The organism is Dietzia alimentaria 72 (assembly GCF_000226215.1).
Classification (GTDB): Bacteria; Actinomycetota; Actinomycetes; order Mycobacteriales; family Mycobacteriaceae; genus Dietzia; species Dietzia alimentaria.
Genome location: NZ_AGFF01000024.1, coordinates 87,680 through 105,326 on the forward strand (window position 1 = coordinate 87,680; position 17,647 = coordinate 105,326).

Sequence of the window (17,647 nt, forward strand, 5' to 3'; positions counted from 1 at the left end):
CCAGCCACGCCGCCTTCGGATCAAAGGACCACTGACCATGATCAATCTCGAACTTCCCAAGCGACTGCAGGCGGGCGCCAACCAGGCCCGTCAGGTCGCCACCCAGATCTTCCGCCCAGTCTCCCGAAAGTACGACCTCGCGGAGCACGAGTATCCCGTCGAGTTGGACACGCTCAAGGCCATGATCGAGGCCATGGAGGACGCGGGCCAGGCGGCCTCCGGAGCCACCACGGGCCGCGGTAAGGATTCCAAGCACCAGGGCATCCAGAACGGCGGCAACATGAAGTCGCTGCTCAACATCATCGAGACCTGCTGGGGCGACGTCGGCCTGACCCTCTCGATCCCCCGTCAGGGCCTGGGCAACTCGGCGATCGCCGCCGTGGCAAACGACGAGCAGATGGAGCGGTTCAGTCGGGTGTGGGCCTCGATGGCCATCACCGAGCCGGAGTTCGGTTCCGACTCTGCGGCCGTGTCGACCACCGCTCGTCTCGACGGCGACGAGTACGTGCTCAATGGCACCAAGATCTACGTCACCTCCGGTCAGCGCGCCGACCACATCGTCGTGTGGGCCACCCTCGACAAGAGCCAGGGACGGGCGGCCATCAAGTCATTCGTCGTACCGCGGGACCACCCCGGAGTCTCGGTGGACCGGCTCGAGCACAAGCTCGGCATCCGCGCGTCTGACACAGCACAGATCACGTTTGACGACTGCCGCGTACCCAAGGAGAACCTTCTGGGTGATCCGGAGATCCGCGTGGACAAGGGCTTCGCCGGCGCCATGCAGACCTTCGACAACACGCGTCCGCTCGTGGCGGGTATGGCCGTGGGCGTGGCCCGGGCCGCGCTCGAAGAGATCCGGGCACTCCTCGAAGAGGCAGGTTTGGAGATCGACTACGATCGTCCCGCGACCGCTCAGTCAGCCGCGGTGGCCAAATACCTCGAGCTCGAGGCCGACTGGGAGTCCGCCTACCTGCTGACCCTCCAGGCCGCCTGGATGGCGGACAACAAGATGCCCAACACCAAGGAGGCGTCGATGTGTAAGGCCAAGGCCGGTCGTTCCGGTTCGGCCATCACCCTCGGCGCCGTCGAGCTCGCGGGCTCGCTCGGCTACTCGGAGCGCAGCTTCCTCGAGAAGTGGTCGCGCGACTCCAAGATCCTCGACATTTTCGAGGGCACCCAGCAGATCCAGCAGCTGGTGATCGCCCGTCGCGTACTGGACCTGTCGAGCGCGGAGCTCAAGTGAGCTGACTCCGCCCACAGCAGAAGGGGCCCGGTACCGAATTCGGTACCGGGCCCCTTCTTCCACTGAGGACGTATGGGACGGTCAGGCCATCTGGAAACCGCGTCCGGGCCAGTTTCGCGCCGTGGCGTCGTCCACGATCGAGTCGAACGAGTAGCTGACCGCGGGCAGGAACACCGGCGCCTGTGCGGGGTGGACGCAGGACGGCAGTACCGTCCCGAGGCTTCCGGCGGGGCCCGCGGCGGGCGGCATGTGACCTCCGGAGAGCAGCCCCACCAGGCGGCCGTCGCGGGTCACGGGACCACCGGAGTCGCCGTAGCCAGCGCATGCGTGGATCCAGAACCGAGGACCTTCGCGCTGCCAGGTGACGCCGCAGGTGTGTCCGGTCGAGAGCCCGTCTTTGCAGGCGACGTCTCCGAACTGCGGAGCGGGTCCGGTGCCGGTGACGCCGGCCTGACGGACCGGCACGGCGACACGCGGGTCCAAGCGGATGACCGAATAGTCGAGGATCTCGTTGCGGGTGGCGATGGTGCCGATCACGCCAGCGCGCTCGTTGCCGCGCAGAACGACCGGGGCGTTTACGGCTTCACTACAGTGAGCCGCGGTGAACGCGACAGGAGCGCCGGACGAGTCGTGACCAGCGGCCGTGATGGTGCATCCCGCCACTCCCGCCACGAGGACTCCAGTCCCCCCTCCGACGGGTACTGCAGCCTGGGCCGCTGCGGGTGCCACGAGTGCTGTGGCACCGGCCATGATGGCCGCTGCCACGATCCTCGCCGAACGGGTGAACCTCATGCGCGTCCTTCCCACCCGGACGGCGGTGCCCGAGTTTACGCACCGCCAGCGTAGCGGTAGGGCCCGATACGCACCACTCACCACGTGCGGGCCCGGTGAGTCCTACACGGGGTTTCAGCGACTCTCCACCGAGATCCGGATGATGGGACGCTGTTCGGGATCGCCGTCGACCTTTGCCCAGATGGCCGAGACGACCGGTTCGAGAAACAGCTCCCCCACCTGCCCCATGAGTGTGCGGACCACCTGGACCTTCTCCGAAGTACGCGTGGAGGCCAGCCCCTCTGTGCGCAGCCCCTCCACCACGCGGGCGGTGAGATCCACGATGGCGTCGAGTAGCGGGCCACCTCTGCCGTCCGGTTCGATCAGGGAACGGTTGAGGTAGCGCACGATCACGGGATTCTCACCGAGCATCCGGCGTACGGCGGCGTCACGAGCCGCCACCACCTCGGCGGGGCTCCCTTCGTGGCCGACGGTGGCCAGGGCTGCCACCACCTGCTCCACGACTATGGCGTCAACGGCGCGACGCAGTCCCTCCTTGGTGCCGAAGTGGTGCTGGATGAGTCCGACGGTCACCCCGACCTCGGCCGCCACGCGCCGCATGGAGACCCTGGCCTCGCCGTCTTCGGCATACAGCCGCAATGCGGCGCGGCGAATCCTCTCGCGGGCCGTGAGATCGATCTCGGCAGGACGGAGTTCAGCCTCGTCCGACCCTGCTTCTGATCCATCCACCGGCACCACTCCTTCGTTAGACGCCTGACAGCCACCGTTTACACACGCACTATACAACCGTATGCCATGCAGTTGTATAGTGGCGGAGTCAAGGCCTCACCGGCCCCGAATCCCTTTCATTGGAGTCGCCACGTGTTCGACACCGCACCCTTCCGGTCACCCTGGATGACCGAAGATCTCGACTCGCTCCGCGAGCACAGCCGCGCGTTCATGACCAAGGAGCTCGAGCCCAACCTTGAGAAGTGGGCCGAGCAGGGCGCCGTGGACCGCGAGTTCTGGAACAAGGCGGGCGACGCCGGCCTGCTGTGCATCTCGATCCCCGAGGAGTACGGCGGCGGTGGCGGAACGTTCGCCCACGAGGCCGTGATCGCAGAGGAGCAAACCCGCGCGATGGACGACGGCTGGGGCAACTCCGTGCACAGCACGATCGTGGCGCACTACATCCTGCAGTACGGGACAGAAGAGCAGAAGCAGCGCTGGCTGCCCAAACTGGCCAGCGGCGCGATGGTCGGCGCGATCGCCATGACCGAGCCGGGTGCCGGTTCCGACCTGCAGGCCCTGCGGACCACCGCGGCCCGCGACGGCGACGACTTCGTGGTCAACGGCGCCAAAACCTTCATCTCCAATGGCATGCACGCCGACCTGCTCGTCATCGTGGCCCGCACGGGCGGCGAGGGTGCGGCCGGCCTGTCGCTGCTGGTCGCCGAGACCGCCGACCTGCCGGGCTTCGACCGCGGGCGCAAACTCGACAAGATCGGTCTGAAGTACCAGGACACGATGGAGCTGTTCTTCGACGACATGCGCGTACCCGCCGCCAACATCCTCGGCGGCGCCGAAGGCGAGAACCAGGGCTTCATCCAGCTCATGCAGCAACTCCCCCAGGAGCGGCTCATCATCGCGGTGACCGCCGTGGCCGCCGCCGAGACCGCTGTCCAGCTGGCGATCGACTACGCCAAGGAGCGCGAGGCGTTCGGCAAGCCGATCCTCAAGTTCCAGAACCTGCGATTCGAGATGGCCGAGTGCAAGACCGAGACGCTGGCAGCCCGCACCCTGCTCGATCACTGCATCGGCCTGCACCTCGAGGGCGAGCTGGATCCCGCCACCGCATCGATGGCCAAGTACTACTGCACCGACAAGCAGTGCGAGATCATCGACCGCTGCCTGCAGGTCTTCGGTGGTTACGGCTTCATGACCGAATACCCGATCGCCCGCATGTACGCCTCAGCGCGGGTGCAGAAAATCTACGGCGGCACCAACGAGATCATGAAGGAACTGATCTCGCGCACCCTCTGAGCCTGACCGCTGCTCCGGGCAATGACGTTGTCGTCGTCGACCTCTAACTCTTCTTGAGGTCGGCGACGATCGCGATCACGGCGGCACGGCCGGCCCGGTTTGCCCCGATTGTCGACTGGGACGGACCGTAGCCGATCAGGAACAACCTCGGCTCGTCGAGCGCCCGCCCCTCGTCAACCCGGATCCCGCCCTCGGGCGTGCGCAGACCGAGCGGCGCGAGGTGGGCGACGGCGGGCCGGAAGCCGGTCGCCCACACGATCACGTCGGCGGGTTCAAACCGCCCATCGGGCATGCGGACGCCACCCGGTTCGATGCTGCTGAACATGGGGTGGCGCACCAGAACTCCACGCGCGTCAGCCCGTTCGATCCAGGGCCCGCGGAACTGCCCGGTCACGCTGATGACGCTCGCCGGCGGCAACCCCTGCCGGGTCCGCTCGGCCACGCGGTCGATCGCAGCGGAGAAGTTGGCCGGCGCCGGCCCCGTCCGCCATCTGATCTCACGCCGGGTCACCCAGAATGTGTCGGCCACGAGTGAGATCTCCTCGAGCAACTGGGTCGCAGAAATGCCGGCGCCCACGATCACCACCCGCTGTCCCGCGAAGTCCTCCGCGCGGACGTAGTCGTGCACGTGGAGCTGCCTGCCCCGGAACGTCTCCTGCCCCGGGTAATACGGCCAGAACGGCCTGGTCCAGGTTCCGGTGGCGTTGATGACGTGCCCGGCCTCCCACGTTGTCGTCGCGGTCTCGCCGCGTTCGCCCCCGTCGGTGTCGGCGTCCCCGCCCGTAGCGGCCCCGGGCCGGGAATCGGCGACGACGACGAGGGGCTCCCGCACCGATCCGGCCCGCCCGTGCCCGGCGTGGCTGACCGATCTCACCCGCACCGGCCTGTGGACGTCGAGGTCGAAGTGGTCCTCGTAGCTGGCAAAGTAGTTCGGCAGTGCCTCACGGCTGGGCGCGGTGCGGTCGACGTCCGGGACCTCCATCCCGGGGAGTTCGAAGATCCCGTTGACGGTGGCCATGGTGAGCGACTCCCAGCGGTGCCTCCACGCACCGCCGGGCCCATCCTCGCCGTCGAGTACCACGAAGGTCCGCTCCCCCGCCTCAGCTCGGTCAACGGGAACGAAGCCACGCCGTTGCAGGTGGTAGGCCGCCGACAATCCCGCCTGGCCCGCGCCGATCACCAGCACGTCGACCTGGCGGACGGGGGTGCGGGCGCGGTCTGCGTCGTTCACCTCGCGGCTTTCGGAACGATCGGTCACTGCGGGCTCCTCAGCTGTCAGCGCCCGCGGCGGGCTCTTGGGGGCATACGGACCGTGTGCGATGCACTGATCCACACGTCCGGGCTGAACTCGCGACCCACACCCGGGGCCATGAATTCACCGACCGGTGCCGCGCAGTCCGCAGAGTACGTGTCTACCGCGTAGTTGCCCGTTTCGCAGGCCCCTCGTGCCGCGCAGCCGCACCGCCCCCGCAGCGGCCCGCTTCCGCAGCCGCGCCCCCCAAAGTCATTCGGCCGGCATATATCGATGCAGGATGATTCCAGGCGGCGCGGATGGGGTGGCAGCTGCGGGGGTCGTCTGCGGGGCGGGGGCAGCAGGCTATAGCCGTGGTGGCGGGCGCGCTCTGAATAACCTCAGGCCCGACTCCCTCTCGGGAACCGGGCCTGGGTGCGTAGTAGCGGGGACAGGATTTGAACCTGCGACCTCTGGGTTATGAGCCCAGCGAGCTACCGAGCTGCTCCACCCCGCGTCGCCTGACCGTCGCAATACGACAATCATCCCAAGAACCACCGGACGCCAGCAGAATTAACCACTTTCGCAATCGCCCTTGGGATTACGAGGTTACCAAAGCCTGCGACGCATCACTAATCGACCACCTGCGGATCGTGGCACCCGGCAGCGATGGACGAATCAGGTCGGACAAAAACAACTCAGGCTCGATCCCCCTGCGGGAACCGAGCCTGGTTGCGTGGTAGCGGGGACAGGATTTGAACCTGCGACCTCTGGGTTATGAGCCCAGCGAGCTACCGAGCTGCTCCACCCCGCGTCGATTGCGTCTATGACACTACGGCCCGCACGCCGGGCGATGCAAATCGGTGGACGCCACACACTCGATATGTGATCCCGGACACCCAGCAAGACGAAATGCCCCAGTTGAACCCAGTTAAATCGAAGCAAAAACCTCGGGTCCGCAACGACGAAACCCGGGCCGGCCCACTTGAGGAGGGCAGACCCGGGCTAGCCGTTACGCGACGTCAGTTGCCGTCGCCGAGGGCCTGGTACGCGTCGACCGCGGACTGCAGGTCCTCGAGTGCCTTTCCGAGTTGGCCCAGATCCCCGGACTGGGCAGACCGAACCGCGTTCAGCGCAGAATTGATGTCGTCAATGGCTGCACCACGCTCCGCCTCGCTCCTGCCGCCTCCGCCGGTTACGGGCGTGGACGGCCGGGGGGAACTCCCCTGGGAACTCGGTCGATCCACCCCCTGCTTGGCCTTGGTCTCGGCCTCGCCGCTTTCGTCGATGCGGACGAGGTCGGGATCAGTCTCGATGCCCACCTGTTGCAGCGCCTCGTACAGGGTCGGGGCGTAGCCGACAGCGCGGTCGTAGCTCACCATGACCCGCAGCAGCCTGGGGTACGCCGACTCGTTGTCCTTTCGCTGGGTATAGATGGGCTCCACGTAAAGCACCGAATCATCGGCCAATGGCAGGGCGAGCAGGTTGCCCTCGGTGATCTCCGCTGTTTCACCCCAGAGTCGGCGGTCCTCGGCGATCGCCGGGGAGGCAATCATGACGTCCTGCGCCTGGTTCGGCCCCTGTGAGAGCGGCTCTGTCGGCCGCTGGACACGGACCGTGATGTCGCCGTAGGAATCCGGGTCCGAGCTCGCCGACATGTGCGCCGACAGGAACTCCCGCTCGTACCCGCGGAACGCAGAGATGAGCTGGAACGTCGGGGTGTCCGACTCCGGATCAGTCGGGTCCGAAGCGATCACGTAGTAGGGCGGTTGGCTGGGGCCGTCCACCGGAGCACGGTTCGCAGTCTGCGGTCCTGCGGGACCCCCGGCCGGCCCACCAGCCGGTCCACCCGCGGGCGGAGCCTGCCGGGTCTGGATCGGCGAGGTGACGGTGGGGTCGGACGGCACCGACCAGAACGCGTCGTTGGTGAAGAACTGGCCAGGATCGTCGACCTGGTACTTGGCAAGCAACTCACGCTGCACCTTGAACAAGTCCTCCGGGTACCGCAGGTGCTCCTCGAGCTCTTCCGAGATCGCGTCACGCGGCTGCACGATGCCTGGCAGGGCCTTCATCCACGTCTGCAACACAGGGTCCGACTCGTCGAAGGCGTAGAGGTCCACTGTGCCGTCGTAGGCATCCACGGTCGCCTTGACGGAGTTACGGATGTACGAGACCTCCTCATCCACCTGCACTCGGCCGCCGAGCTCGTCCGTCGAGTCCGCGGTGGTGGCCTCCAGAGAGCTGAGCTCGGCGTACGGGTAGGTCTTCAGCGTGGTGTAGCCGTCCACGATCCATTTGATACGCCCGTCGATCACGGCCGGGTACGTGGTGGTGTCCGTGGTCAGCCACGGCGCTACCTTCTGCACGCGGTCACGCGGGTCGCGGTCGTAGAGGATCTTGGAGTCGTCACCGATCAATCCCGAGAGCAGGATGTTGCGCTCGGCAAATTTGAGCGCATAGGCAGTGCGGTTGACCCACCCACCGATAGGCACACCTCCATCGCCCGCGTACGTGTACTGGGTCGTGTCGGTGTCGTACTCGCGCGGCCCGTCGCCGTTCTCCCCGACGATCGCGTAGTCAGGGTCCGACTGTGCGATGAGCTCACCGAAGTACACGCGCGGCTCGGTAACCGGAATCATCATCTCCTGGTCGGTCTTGATCGCCTCTAGATCCGACACCTGGAAATTAGGCAGACCGCCACGGTCCGAGCCCGCGTCGTCGGCGATCTCGTTGACCCGGTTGGCCGGTGCCGCCACGAAACCGTTTCCGTGCGTGTAGACGGTGTGACGGTTGATCCAGTCACGCTGATTGGCCTGCAATGACTGCGGGTTGAGTTCGCGGGCAGCGACCAGGAAGTCCTGCATCTCGCCGTCGATCGTGTAGCGGTCGAGGCTCAGTGTCTCGGGGAACCCGTAGAAGTTGCGCAGCTGTTGCAGCTGCGTGAACGTGGGCGACAGGACGTTGGGGTCCAGGATCCGGACGTTCGACAACGTTGTGGTGTCGGTCGCGGCTTCCTTGGGTGTAGGGCTGGCGGCGCCCCAGTTGTCGATATAGGTCACCCTGTCGTCGCCGATGTCGTACGCAGCACGCGTCGCCTCGATATTGCGGGCGATGTACTCGCGCTCTTTCTCCGCACGGTTGGGCTTGACCGAGAACTGCTCCACGGCGAGTGGCCACGCCGAGCCCACCACAAGGGCCGAGAACAGCAGCAGCACGGTGGCCAGGGCGGGAATCCGCAGGTCCTTGATGACGATCGCGGAGAAGAACGCCACCGCGCACACCAGGGCCACCGAGAACATGAAAATCTTGGCGGGGATGACCGCATTGACATCGGTGTAGCTAGCGCCCGTGAACGTGGCGTTCTCCCGAAAGAGGAGCTCGTATCGATCCAGCCAGTAGGCGGCGGCCTTGGCCAGCACGAACAGCCCGGCGAGGCTGACCAGCTGAATCCTTGCGGCGCGCGTCAGCGCACCCTCCCGCGCACCGGGGCGCAGCCCGCCGAACAGGTAGTGGGTGACCAGGTTGGCAATGAACGCCAGCACAATCGCCACCATCGTCCAGGTGACGACGGAGCGCCACAGTGGCAGGTCGAACGCGTAGAAGGAGATATCCAGACCGAACTGCGGATCTGATTGTCCGAACGGAGTGGAGTTGAAGAAGGCCAGGACCTGCCGCCAGCCGGTCTGGGCGATCGATCCGGCGAGGATACCCAGCACGATAGGTATCCAGATCACGGTTCGGATCGGAGAGGAACCCATCGCGGCCCGGTAACGGGCGAGAGCGTCCGATACCCCCGGTTGAGTCAGGAAGACCGGTCGATAGCGGTAGGCGAGCAGGACACCGGCGGCTACCGCCAGTCCTACAAGGACCGCTACCAAGAAGAAGAGGCCGAGGCGCGTCAACACCTCCGTCCGGAACACGCTGGATGCATCGACGCTTCGGAACCACAACCAGTCCGTGTAGGCCGAATTCAGCCTCGGCACGACCTGGATGAGAACGATGAGGATGACGACGACGGCGGCGACGGCACGACCGCGACGCGAGATCGCGATCGGCGAACCGGGGGGATTGCCGGGTGGGCGGACGGACACCGGGGAAGCTCCTGCACTGCTGGGGCGGACATGCTCGTGGGCTCCACCTTACGGAAAAGCTCCGTCTCAGCCGCAGGTCGGTGGCTCGCCCCCTGAAGCGACCGTTTCCAGGGACTCCAGCGCGTCGTCCAGTGTGGAGACCTCGATGAGCCTGAGACCCTCCGGAGGATCCTGCACAGCCTCCGCACAGTTCGCCGACGGGACCAGAAACTCCGCGGCCCCCACCTCTCCGGCAGCCCGTATCTTGTGACGAATCCCACCGATGGGGCCGACCGTACCGTCCGCGCTGATCGTGCCGGAACCGGCCACGTCCGCCCCTCCCGTCACCTCGCCCGGCGAGAGTGTGTCGACGATCGCGATGGCAAGGACGAGTCCGGCGGAGGGACCACCCACATCGGGGTCGACGTGAATTTCAACGTCGGTGCCGTCCGCTGGGGTGTCGCCGACCAGGATGCCCAGTCGACCTTGCTCAGGATCGCCGTCCGGTCCCGCGGAGCGCAACGTCGCGGTCGCCGTCTCCTCGCGGCCGTCCCGGGTGAATCCGATCCGGACCTCGTCGCCGGGCCGATGCTCGCCCACCTGCTCTACGACCCCGGTGGAATCAGCCACCGCCGTACCGTCAATGGAGTTCAGGATGTCGCCGACGCGCAGCAGACCCGCCGCGGCCCCGTCGCGGTCCACACCTTCAACGCGGGCGTGCATGGGAATTCCCAGATGGCGGTAGGCCGCGGCTTCCGCCGAGTTCTCCGACCCCACCATCTGGGCGGCATTGGATTCCTGCACCTCGTCGCGGGAGCGATCCGGTGGGAACACCTGGTCTCGGGGGATCACCACCTGCGCTGGATCCAGCCAGAACCGCATGGCGTCGAGCAAGGTCAACCGATCGCGGACGGCCACCGTGGTCATCCGCAGCGAACCCGTGGTCTCGCCGGCTTCCCTGCCGGTCACTTCGATCACTGGAACGATCTCCGGGATCCCCTCCTCCGACTCGACCTCCACCTCGCCGAGGGTGTCGTACGTCGGCCCGGGGCCCATCGCCACCAGCGGGACGGTGGCCGCTGTCGTCAGGACGAGCAGCAGCACGGCCGGGACCAATGCGGCGATGAGGGTGACCAGGCGACGACTCACGCAGGCAAGGGTAGTCGCCGCACCCGAGGCACGAGATCACGGCCGGACCCCACACCCCGGCACGCTGTACCGTTGTGGCATGAACCAGCCCTTCGGTTTCTCCGCATCCGACGACGACGGGCGCGATGACGACCGGGACCGTGGCCAGGGCGGCCCGGGTGGTCCCGGCGGCTTCGGCGGCGCCGGCGGCTTCGACCCCTCGCAGTTCGGCGAGATGCTCTCCCAGTTCGGCCAGATGATCGGATCGATGGGGTCCGCCATGTCCGGCCCGGGCGCCTCGGGTCCCGTCAATTATCAGTTGGCCAAGACCATCGCACTGCGGTCACTCGGCCGGACCCCAGTGATCACCGACTCTTCGCGCACCGCCGCCGTCGAGTCCGTTCGGCTCGCCGAACTCTGGCTTGACGAGACCACCGTGTTCCCCAGTGGCGTCCACCGGACCGAGGTCTGGACGCCCCAGCAGTGGGTCGAGCAATCGCTGCCCACCTGGGAGAAGCTCTGCAACCCGGTGGCCGAGCAGATGAACTCGGCCACGATGGACGCCATGCCCGACGAGGCCCGTCAGCTCGCCGGGCCACTACTGGGCATGCTCGGCCAGATGGGCGGCATGGGTTTTGGCCTGCAGCTCGGGCAGGGCCTCGCCAAACTCGCACCAGCCGTCTTGTTCTCCTCCGAGGTCGGACTGCCGTTCGGCGACGACGGCGTGGCCGCCCTGTCCCCGGCCGCGGTCGACGAATTCGCCGACGAGCTGGAGCTACCCCGTCAGGAGGTGGTGGTGTTCCTCGCTGCACGCGAGGCCGCTCACCTACGACTCTTCGCTGGCGCTCCGTGGCTGCGGGCACGGTTCCTGGCCACCGTCGACGAGTACGCACGCGGCATTCGCGTGGACACGTCGGGACTGGACGAGTTCGCCGTTGGGATCGATCCGTCGGTGCTGCAGGATCCCGCCAAACTCCAGGAGATGCTCTCCGGCGGAGCCGGCGCGATCGGCCCCAAGGTCACCAACGTCAACGAGGCCGCACTCGGCCGCCTCGAAACCCTGCTGGCACTGGTCGAGGGCTGGGTCGACTGCGTGGTCACCGCTGCCGTCGGGGACCGACTTCCCAGCGCCGACAAACTCCGCGAGACGTGGCTCCGACGCCGCGCCGCAGGTGGTGCCGCCGAGCAGGCCTTCGCATCACTGGTCGGACTCGAGCTACGTCCGCGCCTCGCCCGCGAAGCCTCCGAGCTCTGGCGCCGTGTCGGCGAAGCCGTGGGTGCAGAGGGCCGCGACGGCCTGTGGCAGCACCCGGACCTCCTCCCCGTGGGAGAGGACCTCGAGAACCCCGCAGCCGTGATCGACCGACTGCTGGACGAATCGACCGGCGACTCCAGCGGCGTTGACGAGATCGAGAAGTTCCTCCGCGAATCCGGAGGAGACAGTGACACAGGCGGATCCGGGACCCCGAGCAACGACGCCTGATCCGCTATACCCCGCGACGGCGGGCCCGACTATTGCTGAGCGGGCTCGTCGTCGTTGTCGTCGTAACCCGGAACCAGGTCCCCGAGCCCCTCGCCACCACCAGTCTGCTCACCGGCACCATTTCGCAGCACGCGTGAGTACGCCTCCAGGTAGCCCACTGCGCGCTCGGTCCGCGGATAGCGGCGCACAACGTCCCAGAACTCGGGGGGATGCCCGCCCGGTACCATCAGGTGCGCCAACTCGTGCACCAGCACGTAGTTCAGCACGTAGGCAGGAACCTCCTGCAGCGTCTCGCTGATCCGGATTTCCCCCGAGCCGGGCGAGCACGAGGCCCAACGGGTGGTCATAGCTGGCACCCACCGCACTGACGACGGTCGGGGCCGACCCTCCAACCACCGCCTCGACAACTGGTCGGCCAAACGCATCAGGTCGTCGTCGGAGGCCCCCCGCTTCGTCCGACGACCCGAGCGCGCCAGACGGGTGAGCATGTCGCCGATGAGGCGGCGCTCCTCGGCCCGCGGCAGCCCCGCCGGCATGAGCACCACTACGGTCTCCCCCTCCAGACGCGCGGACACTGTGCGCTTACGGCGTCGGGAACGGCGCACCTCGATCCGTGGATCGTCAGGACTCGAGGGCAGGTCGGAGACGGTATCGGGCCCCGATCCGGCAGCATCGGAAGGTCGCGGAGAAGACGGCACGTCGACCACCGTAGACGACCGCGACGACAGTGGTTTTCCACAGGACCCGCGCGGCTCGACCGCCTGTGGATAACCCGCATTACGGGGCAGATCCAGTACATTCCGCATGTCAATATGAGCATCGTGAATCCAGTCACCACGACGCCCGCCGTCCCACAACCCCGTATCGCCGTCGCCGCGCAGGCACCGTCGGTTCGCGCGGCGCTTCGCCCGGGCACCGTGGTGGTGGTCCGCGACCGCCGATCGGTGCAGGTGGGACTTGCACCGGACCGCGCCGTAGTGGTTACTGCTCCAGCAGCGTGCGGTCCGCATCGTCTGGCCGCGCTTCTCAGCGGACTCGAAGGGGGCGCCGTCCTCGACCGGGCCGCAGCGCGCGCTGGCGTCAGCACCGGTGAATTGGCGCAGGTGGCGCGGATCCTCATCCGACTGGCCGACCTCGGCCACATTGAACTCGACACACCGGGCTCCGACATCGCCGACACCGCACCGACGCCGAGTCTTGACCCCGTACGCCGCGTCTATGTCCTCGGGTCCGGACAGATTTCCGATGTGCTCCGCGGACCGCTCACCGTCAACGGGTGCAGGGTCACCACCGGACCCCACCGCGGCCTGACCCTCGATCCGGACCGCCCACCCTGGCACCGGAATGGCCCCGCCAACGACCTGGTGATCCTCGCCGGAACGGTGGCGGTCGACCCTGTGGTCACCGCAGCGTTAACACGTACCAGACAGGCCCACCTCCACGTGCACTCTCGCGACGGCCGCGTAGTGGTGGGCCCCACCGTGGTCCCGGGAGTCACGCCATGCCTTCGCTGCACTGACCTCTTCCGCGCCAGACGTGATCCTCGGTGGCCGTTCGTCGCCGCTCAACTCATCGACCGCGCACCAGACGCCGGCGTCCCCGCCCTCACCGCGGGTGCCGCCCTGGTGCTCGCCGAAATCGCGGCTACCCGCGTCCACGGGGGCACTCTCCAGACGATCGGCGCCACCGTCGAAATCAATCCGGCCGAGGGTCTGTGGCGCCGGCTCGAATGGCCGGCTGTTCCCGATTGCAATTGCGGGGCCGCGGCAAAACGCCGACCTCTGTCATGATTGGTGGCGTGTCCGATCTCCCCCGCACCTCTTCCAGCCGCGCCGCACGCCTCGCGGGACTCCCACTGGGCATTGCCGGCCGCGCCGCTGGGTCGCTCGGGCGTCGCGCACTCGGCCGCGGGGAGGGCGACCTAACGGAAGAACTCGCCGACCAGGCCGCGGAGCAGGTGTTCGCCGTCCTCGGCGAACTCAAAGGCGGCGCGATGAAGGTGGGCCAGGCGCTCAGCGTGTTCGAGGCCGGCATGCCCGACAAGTACGCCGAGCCGTTTCGTGAAGCCCTCACCAAGTTGCAGTCCGAGGCCCCTCCCCTGCCGCCGGCCGACGTCGAGAAAGTCCTCGATGCCCAACTCGGCCTGCGTTGGCGGGAACGCTTCGCCGACTTTGACAGCAATGCGGCCGCCGCCGCGTCGATCGGTCAGGTCCACCGTGCGGTCTGGTCGGACGGACGGGAGGTCGCCGTCAAGGTGCAGTACCCGGGCGCGGACGAGGCCCTACGCTCCGACCTGCGGCAACTCCGACGGCTCGCACCGCTCTTCAAGCCTCTGAGCCCCGGCACCAACGTCAAGGGCGTGATCGACGAACTTTACGAGAGTGCGGTCGGAGAACTCGACTACAGAGCTGAGGCCGACACCCAACGCGTCTTCGCTGCCGCGTATCGCGACGACCCGCTGATCCGGGTGCCGGGGGTGCTCGCGTCCTCCCCCAAGGTGCTCGTCACTGAATGGGCCGACGGCCGCGCTCTGTCCAAGATCTCGACCGGCGGCACGCAGGATGAACGCAACCTGGCCGGCGAACTGCTCACCGAATTCCAGTTCAGTTCCCCGATCCGCGCTCGGATGATGCACGGGGACCCGCACCCCGGAAACTTCCTGCTGACCGACGATGGGCGGATGGTCGTCCTCGACTTCGGTGCGTCTGTCCAGCTCCCTAACGGCATCCCCGAGGTGTTGACCTCGATGATGCGGCTGGCACTGGCGGGAAGAGCCGACGAGTTGCTGGCTGTGATGACGCGCGCCGGATATGTGGGCCGCAGTGGAATGACAAGCGCCGATGCGATGGCATTCCTTGGGCCGTTCATCGAGCCGATGCGCGAGCCGGTCTTCCACTTCAGCCGCGCCTGGATGCAGGAAATCGTGACCGTCTACGGGGACGTGTCGAGCCGGGAGTTCCGGACTTCGCGCTCGTTCACGCTCCCGCGGGAGTATGCCCTCATTCATCGTGTGCTGTCGGCTTCGGTCGGAATGCTCTGCCAGCTACAGTCTTCGGCGCCGTACCGGGGAATCGTCCACAAGTGGATCCCGGAGATATTCGACGAGCAGGACTAACCAAGCCCAGCGCTCAGCTCGTGCGCACCAGCCTCAACACGTCGTCTCCGTACTCGTCCAACTTGTGTGCACCGATTCCGCCGATCCGACTGAGCGCTCTGGTGTCGGTGGGTCGCTCGCGTGCGATCTGGGCGAGCGTGTCGTTGGTGAACACCGTGTACGCGGGTTTCCCGATCCGTTCCGACGTCTCCTTGCGCCAGTCACGTAGCCGTTCGAACAGGCCCGTGTCGACTTCTATAGAACACTCAGGGCACAGACCGAGGGCGCGATGCATGGGCCCGGCCAGCTTTTCACCGCACCCGCGACAGTGACCTTTGTCGGTCTGGTCGCGCGTGACGCGAGGACTCGCCGGTACCTGCGCCGGCCTGACGGGGTCGAGGAACCGGCTCGGTCGGCGGGTCGCACGTCCACCGGCCCGACGACTACGACTCCACGTGAGCGATAAGTGTTCACGGGCGCGTGTGATGCCCACGTACAACAGGCGTCGTTCCTCCTCGATGGCGTCGGGGCCGGAGTTGATGGCGTGACTGATGGGCAGGCTGCCCTCGTGCACTCCGACGAGGAAAACAGCGTCCCACTCGAGTCCCTTGGCAGCGTGGAACGACGCGAGCGTGACACCACGTTCGTCCGGAGCGTGGCGTGCCGCGGCTCGCGCTCGCAGCCCGGCGACCACGGGTAGAAGGCCGGGGGTGGTCTCAGTGGTGGCGATCTCTTCCGCCAGCCCGACGAGAGCGGTCAGCGAGTCCCAACTCTCCCTCGCCTGCGTGCCGGACGGTTCTGCGGCGGTCAATCCCAGTGGTTCGAGCGTCTGACGGATGACGCTCACCGCGTCCGTCGGATCGGTCAGCGCGGCGTGTGCCTGCGTCTGCGCCTCGTCAGACCCGTCGACCAGGCGATCGATCGCCGACATCGCGCGGCGTACAACTGACCTCTCGAAGAAGCCCTCGCCACCCTTGAGTCGATACCCGATCCCCACCTCGTCTAGTGCGGACTCGATGCGTTCGGATTGCGCGTTGATCCGATAGAGGACGGCCACCTCGGACGGGTCGAGACCCCCGTGGACCAGGTCGGCGATCGCCGCAGCCACGGCCTCTGCCTCCGCGTCCTCGTCCGGGTGCTCGGTGAGCACCGGCTCGGGGCCCGGCGCTCTCATCCCCTTGAGCGTGAGGCCGGCGCCGCGGAACTTCCCGACTCCACCCCCGATGACGGCATTGGCCAGCTCAACCACCTGCGGGGTCGAGCGATAGTCGGACTCCAGGCGTACAACGGTGGCCTCCGGATACCTGTCGGCAAATCCGAGGAGAAAGTCCGGTTCGGCGCCTGCGAACGAGTAGATGGTCTGATTGACGTCCCCCACCACGGTGAGGTCGTCGCGGTTCCCCAACCATGCGGACAGGAGTCGCTGTTGGGCCGGGGTGACGTCCTGAAACTCGTCGACGACGAAGCAGCGGTAGCGGTCCCTGAACTCCTCCGCGATGGCCGGGACCTCCTCCACGAGGTCCGCCATGTGCCCCAGCAGGTCATCGAAGTCGAGCATCCGGACCGGGCCGGAGACCTTGAGATCCTCGTATGCACGGAACGCGCGTGCGACGTCGGGCCCCGGTACCGGCAGGTCCCGCCCGAGCGCAATCGCCTTCTCGACGTAGGTGTCCGGGGTGAGCAGACTCGACTTGGCCCAACCGATCTCTGACAACACGTCTCGGATCGTCTCAGTGGACGGGTCCAACCCGACTCGTCGGACGGCTTGCGCGACAGCCCGGAACTGCCCGTCGAGAAGCTGCCATGGCTCCTCGCCGTACACACGGGGCCAAAAGTAGGACAGGTTGCGCAACGCCGCGGAGTGGAAGGTCCGTGCCTGGACGGGTCCGGTTCCTGCGTCCGCGACGCCGAGGCTCGCGAGGCGCATACGGAGCTCTCCGGCCGCGCGGGCCGTGAAGGTCACCGCGAGGACCTGGTCCCCGCGAACGTGACCTGTGTTCACGAGGTGCGCGATCCGCCTGGTGATCGTCCTAGTTTTTCCGGTGCCGGCTCCGGCGAGAATACAGACGGGGCCCCGCGGGGCCAGCACGGCGCGACGTTGCTGCGGATCCAGCCCCGTGAGCGCAGAGTCGCTAGTTGCTCGCTTGCCGCCGTGCCCGTCGACGAACCGGCCGCTCTCTACGCCTTCCTGCCCACCACGCCGAATGTCAGTCACGTCCCCATCGTGGCATCCGGGTCTGACATCCCGCCGCGGGCCTCCCCCGGGGATGATTAAGGGCCTCGCATGCGTTGCATCTCGTCATGAGTGAACTGACGAATGACGATGCCGCGGCTCTGACTCTTTACACGACCACGTGGTGCCCGTATTGCTCGCGACTGAAGAAGCTGCTGGACGAAAAGGAGATTGGTTACACCGAGGTCGACGTGGAGGCGGACGCCGAGGCCGCCGCGTTTGTCGAGAGTGTCAACAACGGCAACCGGGTCGTACCCACCGCGCTGTACTCAGACGGCACCACGGCCACCAACCCGCCGGCGTCCGATGTGCGGAAAAAGCTCGGAGAGCTCGCAGGGGCCTGACAGGGGC

13 protein-coding genes and 2 tRNA genes are annotated in these 17,647 nt (G+C 67.0%); 6 read left to right on the forward strand and 9 right to left on the reverse strand.

Annotated elements, in window-relative coordinates; translation table 11 throughout:
• Positions 1-37 precede the first annotated feature (37 nt).
• Positions 38-1,243 carry an acyl-CoA dehydrogenase family protein gene (locus ON04_RS12515; protein ID WP_010541968.1) on the forward strand — a complete coding sequence of 402 codons (1,206 nt, stop codon included), beginning with the start codon at positions 38-40 and terminating at the stop codon, positions 1,241-1,243.
• Positions 1,244-1,324: 81 nt separating this feature from the next.
• Here the strand turns inward: ON04_RS12515 and ON04_RS12520 are convergent, their stop codons facing one another.
• Positions 1,325-2,035 carry a chymotrypsin family serine protease gene (locus ON04_RS12520; RefSeq protein WP_010541969.1) on the reverse strand — a complete coding sequence of 237 codons (711 nt, stop codon included), beginning with the start codon at positions 2,033-2,035 and terminating at the stop codon, positions 1,325-1,327.
• Between the two features lie 114 nt (positions 2,036-2,149).
• Entirely contained in the window at positions 2,150-2,764 is a 615-nt protein-coding gene (locus ON04_RS12525) for a TetR/AcrR family transcriptional regulator (RefSeq protein ID WP_010541970.1), read from the reverse strand.
• A gap of 165 nt (positions 2,765-2,929) precedes the next feature.
• Between ON04_RS12525 and ON04_RS12530 the strand changes: the two genes are divergently transcribed.
• Positions 2,930-4,057, forward strand: a complete 1,128-nt coding sequence (locus ON04_RS12530; protein WP_050815358.1) for an acyl-CoA dehydrogenase family protein — start codon at positions 2,930-2,932, stop codon at positions 4,055-4,057.
• A 43-nt stretch (positions 4,058-4,100) separates the two neighbouring features.
• Here the strand turns inward: ON04_RS12530 and ON04_RS12535 are convergent, their stop codons facing one another.
• From ON04_RS12535 to ON04_RS12555, 5 genes are all read right to left on the reverse strand, one after another.
• Positions 4,101-5,315, reverse strand: a complete 1,215-nt coding sequence (locus tag ON04_RS12535) for an NAD(P)-binding domain-containing protein (protein ID WP_010541972.1) — start codon at positions 5,313-5,315, stop codon at positions 4,101-4,103.
• A 416-nt stretch (positions 5,316-5,731) separates the two neighbouring features.
• A tRNA-Met gene (locus ON04_RS12540) sits at positions 5,732-5,805 on the reverse strand.
• 220 nt (positions 5,806-6,025) lie between these two features.
• Positions 6,026-6,102 (reverse strand) — tRNA-Met (locus tag ON04_RS12545).
• A 208-nt stretch (positions 6,103-6,310) separates the two neighbouring features.
• The gene (locus ON04_RS12550) at positions 6,311-9,379 is read right to left on the reverse strand and encodes a UPF0182 family protein (RefSeq protein WP_010541973.1); all 3,069 of its coding nucleotides are present in this window, start codon (positions 9,377-9,379) and stop codon (positions 6,311-6,313) included.
• A gap of 66 nt (positions 9,380-9,445) precedes the next feature.
• Positions 9,446-10,507, reverse strand: coding sequence for a YlbL family protein (locus tag ON04_RS12555; RefSeq protein ID WP_010541974.1), 1,062 nt, complete (start codon positions 10,505-10,507; stop codon positions 9,446-9,448).
• A gap of 79 nt (positions 10,508-10,586) precedes the next feature.
• On the opposite strand from ON04_RS12555, the gene ON04_RS12560 reads away from it, so the two are divergent.
• On the forward strand, positions 10,587-11,969 hold the full coding sequence (locus ON04_RS12560) for a zinc-dependent metalloprotease (RefSeq protein ID WP_010541975.1): 1,383 nt from the start codon (positions 10,587-10,589) through the stop codon (positions 11,967-11,969).
• A gap of 29 nt (positions 11,970-11,998) precedes the next feature.
• On the opposite strand, the gene ON04_RS12565 is transcribed toward ON04_RS12560, so the two are convergent.
• On the reverse strand, positions 11,999-12,667 hold the full coding sequence (locus ON04_RS12565; protein ID WP_238529323.1) for a M48 metallopeptidase family protein: 669 nt from the start codon (positions 12,665-12,667) through the stop codon (positions 11,999-12,001).
• Between the two features lie 114 nt (positions 12,668-12,781).
• Between ON04_RS12565 and ON04_RS12570 the strand changes: the two genes are divergently transcribed.
• Together ON04_RS12570 and ON04_RS12575 are read left to right on the forward strand one after the other, a co-directional pair.
• Positions 12,782-13,759, forward strand: a complete 978-nt coding sequence (locus ON04_RS12570) for a hypothetical protein (protein WP_010541977.1) — start codon at positions 12,782-12,784, stop codon at positions 13,757-13,759.
• A gap of 8 nt (positions 13,760-13,767) precedes the next feature.
• On the forward strand, positions 13,768-15,084 hold the full coding sequence (locus ON04_RS12575) for an ABC1 kinase family protein (RefSeq protein ID WP_010541978.1): 1,317 nt from the start codon (positions 13,768-13,770) through the stop codon (positions 15,082-15,084).
• 13 nt (positions 15,085-15,097) lie between these two features.
• On the opposite strand, the gene ON04_RS12580 is transcribed toward ON04_RS12575, so the two are convergent.
• Positions 15,098-17,176, reverse strand: coding sequence for an ATP-dependent DNA helicase UvrD2 (locus tag ON04_RS12580; protein ID WP_029458383.1), 2,079 nt, complete (start codon positions 17,174-17,176; stop codon positions 15,098-15,100).
• Positions 17,177-17,364: 188 nt separating this feature from the next.
• Here ON04_RS12580 and ON04_RS12585 point away from each other — a divergent pair, with 188 nt between their 5' ends.
• Complete coding sequence (locus ON04_RS12585) at positions 17,365-17,640, forward strand: mycoredoxin (RefSeq protein WP_029458384.1); 276 nt, start codon at positions 17,365-17,367, stop codon at positions 17,638-17,640.
• Positions 17,641-17,647: the final 7 nt, after the last annotated feature.